Genomic DNA, 14,718 nt, shown 5'->3' with positions numbered 1-14,718 from the left:
CTGGGAGGGTGTTGTCACCGGCCCAGACCAGCTCTCCCCGTCATCACCGGCCTTGTGCCGGTGATCCCGATGCGAGAGGCGCCGCGCCTTTCCGATCGGGATGGCCGGGACGAGCCCGGCCATGACATGCTGCGGCCCCGATCCCAAAAGTAGGTCCGCGGTTCACGTCCGGTGCGCTAAAGCATCGGACCCAAAAGTGGACTTGCACTTTTGGGATCCATCCGATGCTTTCTTCTTGAATGAGAGCATCGGTCAGAACGGAAAACCGGATCCACTTTTCCGTCCGATGCTCTAGAAAGGCACCCACTCGCCGCCCTCGGTGAGGGAATCGACGGCCCGCTCGAGGGCGGTGCCGGCATCGAGCAGCTGCTGGGCGGTCTGCTGGATCTGCAGGGCCGGGCCCGGCAGGCCGGCCACGTGTTCGGTCAGGTCCCTCACCCGGTCGATCAGGTCGATCAGGTCGGCGGCGAGCGCGGCCCTCTCCTCGGCCTCCGCGGCGGCGGGGCGTCCTGGCTTCAGGCGCGGAGCGAGAGGGATCACGTTCGACATGCTCTGAAAATCTTCTTTTGTTCCGCCGAGGGCAATGGACCGTCCGGGCATGATCCACAGCAAACCGCAGCCTTCGGGCCCGCCGCGCGTCGCGTCGGGACGCCTGTCCTAGCGACGGAGGCTTGCCGGACGCTGAAGCGTCACTCTTGACTCCAATATATTGGATAGCTAATCTATTTTGATGGATCAAACCTCCACCCTCAACGCCCACCTGGCCGAGCGCCTGCGCAGCCTGCGCGCGGCGAGCGGCCTGACCATGGATGGGCTCGCCGAGCGCACCGGGGTGAGCCGGTCCATGATCTCCCTGATCGAGCGCGGCGAGAGCAGCCCGACGGCGGCCGTGCTCGACCGGCTGGCCGCAGGCCTCGGCGTCACCCTGGCGTCCCTCTTCGCCGAACAGGACAGCGCCGACGCGTCGCCCCTCGCGCGGCGGGCCGATCAGCGCGTGTGGCGCGACCCGGACAGCGGCTATACCCGCCGCAACCTGTCGGCGCCCGGCTTCGCTTCGCCGATCGAGCTTGTCGAGGTCGTCCTTCCGCCCGGCGCGCGGGTGGCCTACGACACGGGCCACCGCGCCGCGCCGGTGCACCAGCAGATCTGGATCGTCGAGGGCGCGATCGACCTGACCCTGGGCGACGAAACCCATCATCTGGCGACCGGCGACTGCCTGTCCATGCGCCTCGACCGGCCGACCGTCTTCCGCAACCATGCCGATCGGCCCGCCCGCTACGTGGTGGCGCTCGCCACGGACGGGCGCGCCGGATCCGCATCCGCCCTTCCGCGCCGAGGAGCCCCATGACCGTGCCGACCATCATCGTGTCCCTCTCACCGCAGGACGCCCGGGAGCAGATCGGCGCCCTGTCGGCCGTCCTGATCGATTGCGTCGAGGGCGGCGCCTCGGTGAGCTTCATGTCGCCCCTGACGCAGGAGAGAGCCGACGTCTTCTGGCAGGGCGTCGCCGACGGGGTCGCGGCCGGCGAGCGCATCCTGCTCGTCGCCCAGGACGAGGCGTCGGGCCGGATCGTCGGCACCGTGCAGGTCGTGCTCAGGCAGCCGGAGAACCAGCCGCACCGGGCCGACATCGCCAAGATGCTCGTCCACAGCGGGGCGCGAAAGCGCGGCATCGGCGCGGCTCTCATGCGGGCCGCCGAGGACGCGGCCCGAGCGGCCGGCAAGACCGTGCTCGTGCTCGACACGGTGACGGGCGGGGACGCGGAGCGCCTCTACGAGCGCGCCGGCTGGACGCGGTCCGGAATCATCCCGAACTATGCCCTGTGGCCGAAGGGCGGGTTCTGCGACACCACCGTGTTCTACAAGCAGATCGCCGCAAGCTGATCGCCCCGCGCACGGACGGTGTAGACCTTGGCCCAATGGGCTTGCGCGCGTCCGCCATGCTATGGCCGGGCCTCAACCCTCCTGCTTGGCACTCCCGTCAGATCACCATCATGGACCTATCGACTGCGGCGCTCCTCGCCGCCTCGGGCCTTGCGGCCGGCCTCGTCAACGCCATCGCGGGCGGCGGCACCTTCTTCACCTTCTCGGCCCTCGTGGCCGCGGGCCTGCCGCCCGTCGTCGCCAATGCCACGAGCGCGGTCGCGGTCACGCCGGCCAATCTCGCGAGCGCCTGGGCCTACCGGCGCGAGCTCGCCGCCAATGCACGGCGCTTCGCGGCGCTCGGCATCGTCAGCCTCGTGGGCGGCGTGATCGGCGCCTACATCCTCACGGTCACCAACAACGACGCCTTCCGGCAGCTGGTGCCGTGGCTTCTCCTGTTCGCCACCCTGCTCTTCGCGGCGAGCCCGAAGATCGTGGCGCTCGCCCGCGCCATCGGCAAGCAGGAAGGGCATCACCCGTCCACGAAGGCCTGGGCCACAGGCCTCGCGTTCCAGACCGGCGTCGCGATCTATGGCGGCTTCTTCGGCGCCGGGATGGGCATCGTCATGCTGGCCGCGCTCGCCATCACCGAAGGCGACGATTTCCACCTGATCAACTCCGCCAAGCACCTGTGCTCGACGCTGATCCAGCTCGTGGCCGTGGTGCTGTTCATCGCGGCCGGCCTCGTGAGCTGGCCCGAGACCCTCGTCGTCGGGGCAGCCTCGGTGATCGGCGGCTATCTCGGCGTGGTCTTCGGCCGCCGCCTGCCGGCCGGCGTCATCCGCTGGCTCGTCATCGCGGTCGGCGCGGCCCTGACACTGTATTTCTTTATCCGCTGAATTCGCTAACCATATGCGAAATAGCCCGCGGTCGGGCGGCCTTTTGGAAGCGGCTGCCCGATTGACGCCACAACCATGCTCCTTCCTGCGACGTCTCGATTCTCAAGTCTCGCGAAAAGGAAATGCTCGTGGCCGAATCCCAACACCTCTCAGGACTCGACGGAACGCAATCGGTCAGCGCCCTCGGCCTGCGATGGGCCGCCCTGCGCGGCATGCTGAACTCGCCGCTGATCATGGCCGACGAGCAGCGCGGGCTGCGTGACGAGCTCCTGCGCGAGCTCGCCGCCATCGAGCAGGATTTCAGCGGCCTGCCGTCACGCACCACCATGGAGATTTCCGCCAAGCTCGACATCGCGCGGTCGGCGCTTCGGGAGCGCCTCCAGAACGGCGAGACCTGGCTGGCCGACCTGATCGAGAGCATCCAGGCCGACCTCCACGCGGTCAATCACAAACCGGCCGTGTCGCCGTCAACGACCGCCAATCGCTCCCCGGCCAATCTCAGCCGGCCGCAGCAGCGCTCCGACGAGACCGGCTCGTCGCAAGGCTCGTCCGGCACCACGCCGCCGACGGGTTCGGAAACGGCCACCTCCTCGGCGGCCTGACCGCGTCACCCGCCGCGTCCGAAGCCTCTCGGACGCGGCGCCCGTCCCCTGATGCTCCGGTCTACACGAGTCCCGGATCGGTCGTGCTCGGCCGCTCGAGCCAGGCGGGAACGGGCAGGTTCTTCGCGCGCAGGAAATCCGGGTTGAACAGCTTGGACTGGTAGCGCGTGCCGTAATCGCACAGAACGGTCACGATGGTGTGCCCGGGCCCGAGCTCCCGGGCGAGGCGGATCGCGCCCGCGACGTTGATGCCCGACGATCCGCCCAGGCACAGGCCCTCGTATTGCAGCAGGTCGAAGACGATCGGCACCGCCTCCTCGTCGGGGATCTGGTACGCCACGTCGATGGGCGCATCGACCAGGTTGGCCGTGATGCGCCCCTGACCGATACCCTCCGTGATGGACGACCCCGAGGCCTTGAGCTCGCCGGTCGTGTAGTAGCTGTAGAGGGCCGCGCCCATCGGGTCGGCAAGGCCGATCCGGACATTCGGGTTGCGCGCCTTCAACGCCATGCCGACGCCCGCCAGCGTGCCGCCCGTGCCGACCGCGCAGATGAAGCCGTCGACCTGGCCGGACGTCTGCTCCCAGATCTCCGGCCCGGTGGTCTCGATATGCGCCTGCCGGTTCGCCACGTTGTCGAACTGGTTGGCCCAGATCGCCCCGTTGGGCTCGGACGCCGCGAGGCGTTCGGCGAGTCGCCCAGAGACCTTCACGTAGTTGTTGGGATTGGCATAGGGAACGGCCGGGACCTCGATGAGCTCGGCCCCCGCGAGCCGCAGCATGTCCTTCTTCTCCTGGCTCTGCGTGTCCGGGATCACGATCACGGTCCGGAACCCGAGCGCGTTGGCGACCAGCGCCAGGCCGATGCCGGTATTGCCCGCCGTGCCTTCGACGATCACGCCGCCCGGGCGCAATGCGCCGCGGCTCACCGCGTCCTCGATGATGAACAGGGCGGCCCGGTCCTTCACCGACTGGCCGGGATTCATGAACTCGGCCTTGCCCAGGATGGTGCATCCGGTCGCTTCGGACGCGTGACGGAGCTTGATCAGGGGCGTGTTGCCGATGGCGGCGGGAACGTCGGGCTGGATGGTCATGGCACTCCCTGGCGCTGCGAGAAGTCGTCGGTGGATGGAAGAACGGGTTTAAACCCATCAGCCTGGCAATTCACGGGTTATATTCACAAGCAATTTATGTGATTAAAAAAGAAAACACAATCCTTGACGTTCTTTATACCGAACCACATTGTCTGCCTGACGGAGTCCCGAGATGGCGGCCGTGAACAACAAACACCTTGTCATGACCGAGCTCATCCGGGCCGTCCCGATCCGAAGAGGCGCAGCGCTGCAATCGATCGGGATCACCGGCACAAGGCCGGTGATGACGAGGAAGATTCGATTCGGCCAGGCTCTCATGCCTTTGTCACCCCTTAACCCGTTCACGAAAGCTCAGGAGCGACCATGTCCAGCTCTGCCGTAGCTTCACCTCTTTCCGTCGGAAACCGTGCAAGCTTGACCATCAACGCCCCGGCCTCCCTGGCCGCCGCAGCCGGAATCCTCGGCGGCGCGGCCCTCCTGGGCGCCGCCATCAATCCGCGCCAGGCCGCGCTCTACGTGCTCGGCGCGGCGCTCGGGCTCGTGCTCTACCACGCGGCCTTCGGCTTCACCTCGGCCTGGCGGGTCTTCATCGCGGACCGGCGCGGCGAGGGCCTGAGGGCCCAGATGGTGATGCTGGCCATCGCGTCCATCCTGTTCTTCCCCGTGCTCGCCTCCGGCACCCTCTTCGGACAGCCGGTCGCCGGCAACGTATCGCCGGCGGGGATCGGCGTGGTGTTCGGCGCCTTCATCTTCGGCATCGGCATGCAGATGGGCGGCGGCTGCGCGTCGGGCACGCTCTACACGGTCGGCGGCGGCTCCACCCGCATGCTGATCACGCTTGCGGCCTTCATCGCGGGCTCCGCCATCGGGGCCGCGCATCTGCACTGGTGGACCGCGCTTCCGAGCCTGCCGGCGATCTCGATCGTCAAGGCCTGGGGGCCCTGGCCGGCCCTGACCGTGCAGCTCGCGGTCTTCGCGATCATCGCGGCCGTGACCGTGGTCCTCGAGAAGCGCCGCCACGGCCAGCTCGTTCAGCCGACCCCCTCCCCGCGCCACGGGCTTGCACGCTTCACCCGCGGGCCCTGGCCTCTGGTGACGGGCGCGGTCGCCCTGGCGCTGTTGAACTTCGTGACGCTCTATCTCGCGGGCCGTCCCTGGGGCGTGACCTCGGCCTTCGCCCTCTGGGGCTCGAAGATCGCGGCCGCCATCGGCTTCGACGTGGCGAGCTGGCCCTATTGGTCGAGCCCGGCCAACCGGGCCGCGCTCAACGCCAGCATCTTCAACGACGTCACGACCGTGATGGATTTCGGCATCATCCTCGGGGCGCTTCTGGCCGCGGCTCTCGCCGGCCGCTTCGCGCCCACCTGGAAGGTCCCGCTGCGCTCCGCCGTCGCGGCCGTCGTCGGCGGTCTCCTCCTCGGCTACGGCGCGCGGCTCGCCTATGGCTGCAACATCGGGGCCTATTTCTCGGGCATCGCGTCCGGCAGCCTCCATGGCTGGGTCTGGCTCGTGGCGGCCTTTGCGGGCAACGTCCTCGGCACGCGCCTGCGCCCGCTCTTCGGCCTCGAGGTGGAGCGGGTGAAGCTCACCGGCTGCTGATCGGCGAAGGGCCAAGCGGGTCTCGGCCCCATCGCATCAGGGAGCGGCAGGCCGTCCTGAATCCGCCTTCGGCTGCTTGAGCGAGCGGATCAGGTGGCCCAGGGCAATGAAATCGTTCTTCCGGGTCGAGGTGCGGCGCCAGGCCAGCCCCACCGTGCGCATGGGCGCGTCCTCGGGGAACTCGATGAGCGCGACCCGCTGCCGGTCGACCTCGGCCTGGGCGCAGAGTTCGGGAAGGAGCGTGATGCCGTGGCCGGCCGCCACCATCTGCATGATCGTGGTGAGCGACGCCGCCCCGAGGGCCTTTCGGGCCTGCATGTTGGCGATGTGGCAGAACTGCAGGGCCTGGTCCCTCAGGCAATGGCCCTCCTCGAGGAGGAGCAGGCGCTCCTGGCCGATGCGGGTGCGCAGGTCGCCGGTCGCCCAGCCCTGGGCCGCCTGGCTCTGGACGGCAATCAGGAATCGGTCGTCGAACAGCGCCATGGTCTCCACCTGCGGCTGCTGGATCGGCAGCGCGAGAAGAGCCGCATCGAGATCGCCCCGCATCAGCTCCTCGACCAGCGCCCCGGTCTGCGTCTCGCGGATCTGGAGGTCGAGGGCCGGGTATTGCCGGGACATTTCGGTCAGGATCGCCGGCAGCAGATAGGGGGCGATCGACGGGATGATCCCGAGGCGCAACGCGCCCGTCAGGACGCCCTGATGCTGGCGGGCGAAATCGGAGAGCTCCCGCACCTGGTTCAGGATCACCTCGGCCCTCGCGGCGATCTCCTGGCCGGCTGGCGTCACCGCGATGGCGCTGCCCCGGCGCTCGACGAGCTCCACCCCGAGCTCCCGCTCAAGCTCCTTGATCTGCATGGACAGCGCCGGCTGCGTGACCGCGCATTGGTCGGCCGCCAGGCCGAAATGCCTCGTCCGAGACAGGGCTTCGAAGTAACGTAGCTGCCGTAGGGTCACCATGCGATAAGAATATCTGATCGCGTTCCGTAATCAATACAATTGGACCTTATCGGGCCCCATCGGCATCGTGCGCGGCACTCATTGGGGACGACCATGACGAAAACAACAACCATGACCACCACGGCCGGGGCGCCGATCGCCGACAACCAGAACAGCCTGTCGGCCGGAGCCCGCGGGCCGCTGCTGCTCCAGGACTACCAGCTGATCGAGAAGCTCGCGCACCAGAACCGGGAGCGCATTCCGGAGCGCGTGGTCCACGCCAAGGGCTCGGCCGCCTACGGCACCCTGACCATCACCAACGACATCACCCGGTATTCCAAGGCCAAGGTCTTCTCCGAGATCGGCAAGCAGACGGAGGTCTTCCTGCGCTTCTCGACGGTCGCCGGCGAGCGCGGCGCGGCCGATGCCGAGCGCGACGTGCGCGGCTTCGCGCTCAAGGTCTACACGGAAGAGGGCAACTGGGACATCGTCGGCAACAACACGCCGGTGTTCTTCGTGCGCGACCCCGTGAAGTTCCCCGACTTCATCCGGACGCAGAAGCGCCACCCGGCCACGAACCTGCGTTCGACTACCGCCATGTGGGATTTCTGGTCGCTCAGCCCCGAGACCCTGCACCAGGTCACCATCCTGTTCTCGGACCGCGGCCTGCCGCAGGGCTACCGGTTCATGCACGGCTTCGGCTCGCACACCTATTCGTTCATCAACGAGGCCGGTGAGCGCTTCTGGGTGAAGTTCCACTTCAAGTCCATGCAGGGCATCAGGACCTGGACCAACCGGGAGGCCGAGGCCGTGGTGGCCAAGGACCGCGAGAGCGCCCAGCGCGACCTCTACGAGGCCATCGAGGGCGGCGACTACCCGCGCTGGAAGTTCTGCGTCCAGATCATGCCCGAGACGGATGCGGAGAAGACCTCCTACAATCCGTTCGACGTCACCAAGGTGTGGCCGCATGCCGAGTATCCGCTGATCGAGGTCGGCATCCTCGAACTCAACCGGAATGCCCAGCACTACTTCGCGGAAGTGGAGCAATCCTCGTTCTCGCCGTCGAACATCGTGCCCGGAATCGGCTTCTCGCCGGACAAGATGCTGCAGGGCCGAATCTTCGCCTATGCGGACGCGCACCGTTACCGGGTCGGCACCCATTACGAGGCGCTGCCGGTGAACCGTCCGCGCTGCCCGGTCCATCACTACCATGCGGACGGCGCGATGCTGTTCGACGTGCCCAACCGCGGCGACGCCTATTACGAGCCGAACTCCTTCAACGGTCCGATGCAGACGCAGCGCGCCGCCGAGCCGCCGCTGAAGATCTCGGGCGACGCGGACCGCTACGATCACCGCGCCGGCAACGATGATTACCGGCAGCCGGGCGACCTGTTCCGCCTCATGACACCGGACGAGCAGGACCGGCTCATGGACAACATCGCGGAAGCCATGCAGGGCGTCCCGGAAGCCATCGTGAAGCGCCAGATCGTGCACTTCTACCTCGCCGACAAGGCCTACGGCCTCGGCGTGGCGGACCGCATGGGCCTCAAGGGCGCCGTGATGATCCAGGCTGCGGAATAAGCGAAATCCGTAGGGGCAAAATCTGTAGGGCAAGAGCGAGCGGCCCGGGAGCGATCCCGGGCCGTTTTTGCTGCCGTTTTTGCTGCCATGAGGATCCTCGGCGTCGTGGCCGGCCTTGTGCCGGCCATCCCGATCCGGAACAGCGCTGCACCTCGCCGATCGGGATCACCGGGACGAGCCCGGTGATGACGTGAGAGAGGTCGTCGGCGTTCTGTACATCGATCGGAACGAGAGCGGAGACGATCGTTGCAGGGTCGATTAGAGCAGTCCCTCGCCCTGAAGAAACGGGTTGGTCTGGCGCTCCTGCCCGATGGTGCTCATGGGACCGTGGCCGCAAATGAACGCGATGTCGTCGCCGAGCGGCAGCAGCTTGTCCTTGATCGAGGCGATCAGCGCCTTGCCGTCGCCGCCGGGAAGATCGACGCGGCCGACGGAGCCCTGGAACAGCACGTCGCCCACCAGTGCGAAGCGGTCCTTGGGAGAGACGAGCACGACGCTGCCCGGCGAGTGGCCGGGGCAATGCAGCACGTCGAGGGTGAGATCGCCGATTGTGACCGTATCGCCCTCGTCGAGCCAGCGGTCCGGCGTGACGGCGCGGGCGGGAAAGCCATAGGCCTGCCCCTGCTCCGCGAGCCGGTCGAGCAGGAAGCGGTCCGCCTGGTGCGGGCCTTCGACCGGAACGCCGAGGGCCTCGCGCAGCTCGGCCGCTCCGCCCGCGTGGTCGATGTGGCCGTGGGTGAGGATGATCTTCTCCACGCTCACGCCGGTCTGCGCGATGGCCTCGCGGATCTGGTCCACATCGCCGCCGGGATCGACCACCGCGGCCTTCTTGGTCTTGTCGCACCACAGCAGCGTGCAGTTCTGCTGGAAGGGCGTCACGGGGATGATGGCGGCGCGAATGTCGGGCACGGTGGGCTCCTTCTTGGGCGTGATGCACACATAGGCCCTGAGACCGGGTCTGGGAAGCCGCTTCCCTTGACCTTCCCTCACGGGGCTTCACATAGTCCCGGCACCGAATCACAGCGAGGACAAGAGCATGGAAACCAGGGCCGCCGTGGCGTGGGAGGCTGGCAAGCCGCTCACCGTCGAAACCATCCGCCTCGAGGGTCCCAAGGCCGGCGAGGTGCTCGTGGAGGTGATGGCGACGGGCGTGTGCCACACGGACGCCTACACGCTGTCTGGCCTCGATTCCGAGGGCAAGTTCCCGGCGATCCTCGGCCACGAGGGCGCGGGCATCGTGCGCGAGGTCGGGCTCGGCGTCACCACGCTCAAAGTCGGCGACCACGTGATCCCGCTCTACACGCCAGAATGCCGCAACTGCAAATCCTGCCTGTCGCGCCGGACCAATCTCTGCACGGCGATCCGCGCCACGCAGGGCCAGGGCCTCATGCCCGACGGCACGTCGCGCTTCCGTTGTGACGGCGAGACCGTGTTCCACTACATGGGCTGCTCGACCTTCGCGAACTTCACCGTGCTGCCGGAGATCGCCCTCGCCAAGGTGCGCACGGACGCGCCCTTCGACAAGATCTGCTACATCGGCTGCGGCGTCACCACGGGCATCGGGGCGGTGATCTACACGGCGAAGGTCTGGCCCGGCGCGAACGTGGTGGTGTTCGGCCTCGGCGGCATCGGGCTCAACGTGATCCAGGGCGCCCGCATGGTCGGCGCCGACAAGATCATCGGCGTCGACATCAACCCGGCCAAGCGCGCCATGGCCGAGAAGTTCGGCATGACCGACTTCATCAACCCGAAGGAGGTCGGCAACGACAAGGTCGTGCAGGCGATCGTCGACCTCACCGGCGGCGGCGCGGACTTCTCCTTCGACGCCACCGGCAACACGGACGTCATGCGCCAGGCGCTCGAATGCTGCCACCGCGGCTGGGGCGAAAGCATCATCATCGGCGTGGCGGAAGCCGGCAAGGAGATCGCCACCCGGCCGTTCCAGCTCGTCACCGGACGCGTCTGGAAGGGCACGGCCTTCGGCGGCGCGCGCGGACGCACGGACGTGCCGAAGATCGTCGATTGGTACATGGAGGGCAAGATCAACATCGACGACCTGATCACCCACACCATGCCGCTCGAGGAGATCAACACGGCCTTCGATCTCATGCACGAGGGCAAGTCGATCCGCTCGGTCATCGTGTACTGATGGGGACAGGATCGTTGAGTTTCGAGACCGTCTCGCAATCGCGCTGCTTCGGCGGCACGCAGTTCGTCTACCGTCACGCATCGCGGGAGACCGGCACGCCCATGCGGCTTGCCGTCTTCGTTCCGCCGCAGGCGGAGAACGGCAAGGTGCCGGTGGTGTGGTTCCTCTCCGGGCTCACCTGCACGGAGGAGAACTTCACCGTGAAGGCGGGCGCGCAGCGGGTCGCCGCGGAGCTCGGCCTGATCCTGATTGCCCCCGACACCAGCCCCCGGGGCGAGGGCGTGCCCGACGATCCCGAGGGCGCCTACGATTTCGGCCTGGGCGCGGGCTTCTACCTGGATGCCACTGAGGCGCCCTGGGCGAGGCACTACCGCATGCGCTCCTATCTCGAGCGCGAGCTGCCCGGCCTGGTGGCCGAGAACCTCCCGGCCGACATGGCCCGACAGGGCATCACGGGCCACTCCATGGGCGGCCACGGGGCGCTCACCCTGGCGCTGCGCGATCCCGGACGCTTCAAGGCCGTCTCGGCCTTCGCCCCCATCGCGTCGCCCATGCACTGCCCCTGGGGCGAGAAGGCCCTGACGCACTACATCGGGCCCGACCGCGCGGCCTGGCGCGCCTACGATGCCTGCGCGCTGATCGAGGACGGCGCGCGCCTCCCCGACCTTCTGGTGGACCAGGGCACGGCCGACGGCTTCCTGGACAGCCAGCTCAAGCCCCAGCTCCTGGAGGAGGCCTGCGCGCGCGCCAGCCAGCCCCTCACCCTGCGGATGCAGGACGGCTACGACCATTCCTACTTCTTCATCGCGACCTTCATGGAGGACCACCTGCGCTGGCACGCGGAGCGCCTGGGGCCGTAGCCGCCTCAGCCGCTGCCGAACAGATCCGGGTGCCGGAGCTGCAGCGCCTGGATCAGGGCCAAGGTCTTCATGTCGGCGATGGCGCCCTGTTCCAGCAGGCGCATGACCTCGCCGAGGCCGAGCTCCAGCACCTCGATCTCCTCGTGCTCCTCCGCGAGCCCGCCGCCCTCACCGACCCGGTCGGCCGCCCCATAGGGCGCCAGGAACAGGTGCAGCCGCTCCGTCGTCATGCCGGGCGCCGACCAGACCGTCCCGACCGGCTCCAGGGCGGTGATGCGAAGGCCCGCCTCCTCCAAGGCCTCGCGCCGGGCGCAGACCTCCGGCGCGTCCTCGTCGAGCAGGCCCGCCACGGCCTCCAGGAAGCCCGGGCGGCCCTCCACGTGCATGACGGGCGCGCGGAACTGCCGGACCAGGATGACCGTGCGGGCCTGCGGGTCGTAGGGGAGCACCGCGGCCGCATCGGAGCTGTTGAGGATCTGGCGCGCCATCGTCCGGCCGTCCGGCATCTCGACCGTGACCTTGAGAAGCTTGCGCCAGCCGTCATAGAGGGTTTCGACCTGTCGGATCCGGTAGCCTGCCACGTGCCGTTTTCCCCGTTCGATGATGCCAAAAGCCTAAGACAACACGCGAGCCGCCGAAAGTTATCCCTCAAGCCCCGCTGAAGCAGAGTGGCGCCTTCGTGCGTTAAGAGCAGGCCTCGATGAGATCTCGGGAGCGGAAGCGGGTTTCGGGCCCGATTGCTGTCGTGAAGGAGCGTTGCGTGCTGGAAGGTTTGGTTGCGGCCATCAGGCAGAGACAGGCCATTCTGTTTGCCGGAGCCGGCGTGTCCATGACGGTCGGCCTGCCCTCCTGGAGCACCTTGATCGAACACATCGCGCAGGAGCTGGAGATCGACCTGACCGACTTCCGGGGCACGGACCTCAACTATCTCACGCTGGCGGAATTCTACAGGCTGAAGCAGGGCAGCATCGGCCCCCTGCGCAGCTGGATGGACCGGAACTGGACCATACCGGAGAAGGCCCTGGAGACGTCCCGCGTGCACGAGCTCATCTGCAAGCTCGACTTTCCGATCATCTACACGACGAATTTCGACCGCAACCTGGAAAACTCCTACGACCTCTACGGGAAGGACTACGTCAAGATCGTCAACGCCAAGGACGTGGCCCGAATCCACGAGGACGTGACGCAGATCGTGAAATACCATGGCGATTTCGACGACGATGGCTCCATCGTCATCGCGGAAACCGATTACCTGGAGCGCCTCTCGTTCGAATCGCCCCTCGACATCAAGTTCCGCTCCGACGCGCTCGGCAAGACGATCCTGTTCATCGGCTACAGCATGACGGACCTCAACATCCGCTTCCTCATGCACCGGCTCTGGAAGACCTGGGCGGATTCGGGCTACGAGCGCGACCGGCCGCAATCCTATGTGTTCATGCTGCGCCCCAACCCGGTGGAGCAGGCGGTTCTGGAGCAATGGGGCCTGCAGGTCCTGACCGAGAAGGAGTGCAAGCCCGAACAAGCGCTCGAGACCTTCCTGGCCAAGCTTCACAAGGCTGTCGAAGAGGACCCGGCCTGCCCCTGATTGTGCTTCGGCCTCGCGTTGTGCCAATGTGGCGGCCCTTTCCGCTTCCAAGATGATCCCATGGCCGCCGCACCCAAACGCCGTCTGTCCCTTCGCGACGTTCTGACCGACGGGCGCATCGCCCTCATGCTGCCCCTGGGCTTTTCGTCGGGTCTGCCCTTCCTGCTCGTTTTCAGCACGTTGTCGGCTTGGCTGCGCGAGGCGGGCATCTCGCTGACGGTCATCGGACTGATGAGTTGGGTGGCACTGGCCTATTCGTTGAAATTCCTCTGGGCCCCCTTCGTCGATCGCTATGACGTGCCGGCTCTCTCCCGTCTGCTGGGACGACGCCGCGGCTGGATGGTCCTGTCGCAACTCGGGGTCGCGGCTGGCCTGATCGGCATGGCCTCGACGAACCCGCAGGCCGGCCTGCCCCTCACCATCATCTTCGCGGTTCTGGTGGCCTTCGCGTCGGCGACCCAGGATGTGGTCATCGACGGCTGGCGCATCGATGCGGCCCCCACCGAACGCCAGGGCATGATGGCGGCTGCCTTGCTGCTCGGCTACCGGCTCGCCCTTATCACGGCGGGTGCAGGCGCGCTCTACATTGCCGAGTTCGTCAACTGGCACAGCGCTTATCTCACTATGGCCGCGCTGATGGGCGTGGGCCTGATCGGCACCCTGCTCGCCCCCCGGATCGACGAGGGCCCGGCCCGGCAGCACCTCCCTTTTGTCAAGGCCATCGTGGAACCGCTTGCGGATCTGTTCCGGCGCAAGGGCCTCATGCTGATTCCGATCCTGGCGCTCATCGCCTGCTATCGCATTCCCGATTATGCAAGCGGCATCATGGCCAATCCGCTTTATATCGACCTTGGCTTCAGCAAGGCCGACATCGCGAATATCTCGAAGCTCTACGGCGTCTGGATCGGCATCATCGGCGCCTTCGCGGGCGGGCTTGCGCTCACCCGCATCGGCCTGTGGTGGACCGTGCTCATCGGCGCGGTGATGGCCGCGGGATCGAACCTGATGTTCTCTTGGCTTGCCTCTGGCAATGCAACGCTTTGGGGCCTGACGCTCTCCATCAGCGTCGACAATTTCGCTGGCGGCTTCGCAGGCGCGGCCCTCGTGGCGTACATGTCGGGGCTGACGTCGCCAGGGTTTGCGGCCACGCAATACGCGCTCTTGAGTTCACTCTACGCTCTGCCCGGCAAGCTGATCGGCGGCGCATCCGGTGCCGTGGTGGAGGCCTACGGCTACCCTGCCCTCTTCACCGGCACGGCCGCCATCGCCATACCGCTGGTGATCCTGTGCCTCATCATACGCCGTGACACCATGAAGGTGGTCGAAGAGAGACGCGCCGCGGACGAGTTGGCCGCCGTGCCGGCGGGTGCCGGCACGAGGGCTTGAAGGGGTTTCGTACCCCCTGTCATCACCGGCCTTGTGCCGGTGATCCCGACAAAGAGAAGCGCCGCGGCCCACAGGATCGGGATGGTCGGCGGGAGGCGGGCGATGACCGGCCGGCCATGACGTGGAAAGGTTGGCGCCGGCCGGATGTCCGGTTTCCGCGGCGGC

General features: G+C 67.3%; 15 protein-coding genes. 10 read left to right on the top strand and 5 right to left on the bottom strand.

Annotated elements, in window-relative coordinates:
• Positions 1–291: 291 nt before the first annotated feature.
• Positions 292–549 (bottom strand): hypothetical protein, encoded by a 258-nt coding sequence (locus NF876_RS24795; protein WP_262271122.1) that lies wholly within the window; start codon positions 547–549, stop codon positions 292–294.
• A gap of 181 nt (positions 550–730) precedes the next feature.
• Here NF876_RS24795 and NF876_RS24790 point away from each other — a divergent pair, with 181 nt between their 5' ends.
• From NF876_RS24790 to NF876_RS24775, 4 genes are all read left to right on the top strand, one after another.
• Positions 731–1,348: a helix-turn-helix domain-containing protein gene (locus NF876_RS24790; RefSeq protein WP_262271121.1), complete on the top strand. Its 618-nt coding sequence runs from the start codon at positions 731–733 to the stop codon at positions 1,346–1,348.
• Positions 1,345–1,884 (top strand): GNAT family N-acetyltransferase, encoded by a 540-nt coding sequence (locus NF876_RS24785; RefSeq protein WP_373371469.1) that lies wholly within the window; start codon positions 1,345–1,347, stop codon positions 1,882–1,884. Before NF876_RS24790 ends, NF876_RS24785 begins: the two co-directional genes overlap by 4 nt.
• 110 nt (positions 1,885–1,994) lie before the next feature.
• Positions 1,995–2,762, top strand: a complete 768-nt coding sequence (locus NF876_RS24780) for a sulfite exporter TauE/SafE family protein (protein WP_262271120.1) — start codon at positions 1,995–1,997, stop codon at positions 2,760–2,762.
• A 128-nt stretch (positions 2,763–2,890) separates the two neighbouring features.
• Positions 2,891–3,364, top strand: a complete 474-nt coding sequence (locus NF876_RS24775; protein ID WP_262271119.1) for a hypothetical protein — start codon at positions 2,891–2,893, stop codon at positions 3,362–3,364.
• Between the two features lie 61 nt (positions 3,365–3,425).
• Here the strand turns inward: NF876_RS24775 and NF876_RS24770 are convergent, their stop codons facing one another.
• Entirely contained in the window at positions 3,426–4,457 is a 1,032-nt protein-coding gene (locus NF876_RS24770) for a cysteine synthase A (protein ID WP_262271118.1), read from the bottom strand.
• A gap of 363 nt (positions 4,458–4,820) precedes the next feature.
• On the opposite strand from NF876_RS24770, the gene NF876_RS24765 reads away from it, so the two are divergent.
• Positions 4,821–6,056, top strand: coding sequence for a YeeE/YedE family protein (locus tag NF876_RS24765; RefSeq protein ID WP_262271117.1), 1,236 nt, complete (start codon positions 4,821–4,823; stop codon positions 6,054–6,056).
• Between the two features lie 36 nt (positions 6,057–6,092).
• Here the strand turns inward: NF876_RS24765 and NF876_RS24760 are convergent, their stop codons facing one another.
• Positions 6,093–7,013, bottom strand: coding sequence for a hydrogen peroxide-inducible genes activator (locus NF876_RS24760; RefSeq protein ID WP_262271116.1), 921 nt, complete (start codon positions 7,011–7,013; stop codon positions 6,093–6,095).
• 93 nt (positions 7,014–7,106) lie between these two features.
• On the opposite strand from NF876_RS24760, the gene NF876_RS24755 reads away from it, so the two are divergent.
• A complete protein-coding gene (locus NF876_RS24755; RefSeq protein ID WP_262271115.1) occupies positions 7,107–8,573 on the top strand; it encodes a catalase in 1,467 nt (488 codons plus the stop codon).
• 258 nt (positions 8,574–8,831) lie between these two features.
• On the opposite strand, the gene NF876_RS24750 is transcribed toward NF876_RS24755, so the two are convergent.
• Complete coding sequence (locus tag NF876_RS24750) at positions 8,832–9,482, bottom strand: MBL fold metallo-hydrolase (protein WP_315975072.1); 651 nt, start codon at positions 9,480–9,482, stop codon at positions 8,832–8,834.
• Positions 9,483–9,609: 127 nt separating this feature from the next.
• Between NF876_RS24750 and NF876_RS24745 the strand changes: the two genes are divergently transcribed.
• Both NF876_RS24745 and fghA read left to right on the top strand, forming a co-directional pair.
• Positions 9,610–10,722, top strand: coding sequence for an S-(hydroxymethyl)glutathione dehydrogenase/class III alcohol dehydrogenase (locus tag NF876_RS24745; RefSeq protein WP_262271114.1), 1,113 nt, complete (start codon positions 9,610–9,612; stop codon positions 10,720–10,722).
• Between the two features lie 14 nt (positions 10,723–10,736).
• Positions 10,737–11,582: an S-formylglutathione hydrolase gene (gene fghA, locus NF876_RS24740; RefSeq protein WP_262271113.1), complete on the top strand. Its 846-nt coding sequence runs from the start codon at positions 10,737–10,739 to the stop codon at positions 11,580–11,582.
• Positions 11,583–11,587: 5 nt separating this feature from the next.
• On the opposite strand, the gene NF876_RS24735 is transcribed toward fghA, so the two are convergent.
• Complete coding sequence (locus NF876_RS24735; RefSeq protein WP_262271112.1) at positions 11,588–12,163, bottom strand: NUDIX domain-containing protein; 576 nt, start codon at positions 12,161–12,163, stop codon at positions 11,588–11,590.
• A gap of 179 nt (positions 12,164–12,342) precedes the next feature.
• Between NF876_RS24735 and NF876_RS24730 the strand changes: the two genes are divergently transcribed.
• Both NF876_RS24730 and NF876_RS24725 read left to right on the top strand, forming a co-directional pair.
• Positions 12,343–13,167, top strand: a complete 825-nt coding sequence (locus NF876_RS24730; protein WP_262271111.1) for an SIR2 family NAD-dependent protein deacylase — start codon at positions 12,343–12,345, stop codon at positions 13,165–13,167.
• Positions 13,168–13,227: 60 nt separating this feature from the next.
• Positions 13,228–14,553 (top strand): AmpG family muropeptide MFS transporter, encoded by a 1,326-nt coding sequence (locus NF876_RS24725; protein WP_262271110.1) that lies wholly within the window; start codon positions 13,228–13,230, stop codon positions 14,551–14,553.
• Positions 14,554–14,718 lie beyond the last annotated feature (165 nt).

Source organism: Microvirga yunnanensis, assembly GCF_025460875.1.
This window is presented reverse-complemented; position numbering and strand designations above follow the sequence as displayed.

What these genes read in the sequence shown, in the direction of transcription:
- NF876_RS24780 (WP_262271120.1), top strand. Translation starts at nt 1,995, where the DNA reads ATGGACCTATCGACTGCGGCGCTCCTCGCCGCCTCGGGCCTTGCGGCC.
- NF876_RS24755 (WP_262271115.1), top strand. Translation starts at nt 7,107, where the DNA reads ATGACGAAAACAACAACCATGACCACCACGGCCGGGGCGCCGATCGCC.
- NF876_RS24765 (WP_262271117.1), top strand. Translation starts at nt 4,821, where the DNA reads ATGTCCAGCTCTGCCGTAGCTTCACCTCTTTCCGTCGGAAACCGTGCA.
- NF876_RS24745 (WP_262271114.1), top strand. Translation starts at nt 9,610, where the DNA reads ATGGAAACCAGGGCCGCCGTGGCGTGGGAGGCTGGCAAGCCGCTCACC.
- NF876_RS24760 (WP_262271116.1), bottom strand. Translation starts at nt 7,013, where the DNA reads ATGGTGACCCTACGGCAGCTACGTTACTTCGAAGCCCTGTCTCGGACG.
- NF876_RS24785 (WP_373371469.1), top strand. Translation starts at nt 1,345, where the DNA reads ATGACCGTGCCGACCATCATCGTGTCCCTCTCACCGCAGGACGCCCGG.
- NF876_RS24790 (WP_262271121.1), top strand. Translation starts at nt 731, where the DNA reads ATGGATCAAACCTCCACCCTCAACGCCCACCTGGCCGAGCGCCTGCGC.
- NF876_RS24795 (WP_262271122.1), bottom strand. Translation starts at nt 549, where the DNA reads ATGTCGAACGTGATCCCTCTCGCTCCGCGCCTGAAGCCAGGACGCCCC.
- NF876_RS24770 (WP_262271118.1), bottom strand. Translation starts at nt 4,457, where the DNA reads ATGACCATCCAGCCCGACGTTCCCGCCGCCATCGGCAACACGCCCCTG.
- NF876_RS24725 (WP_262271110.1), top strand. Translation starts at nt 13,228, where the DNA reads ATGGCCGCCGCACCCAAACGCCGTCTGTCCCTTCGCGACGTTCTGACC.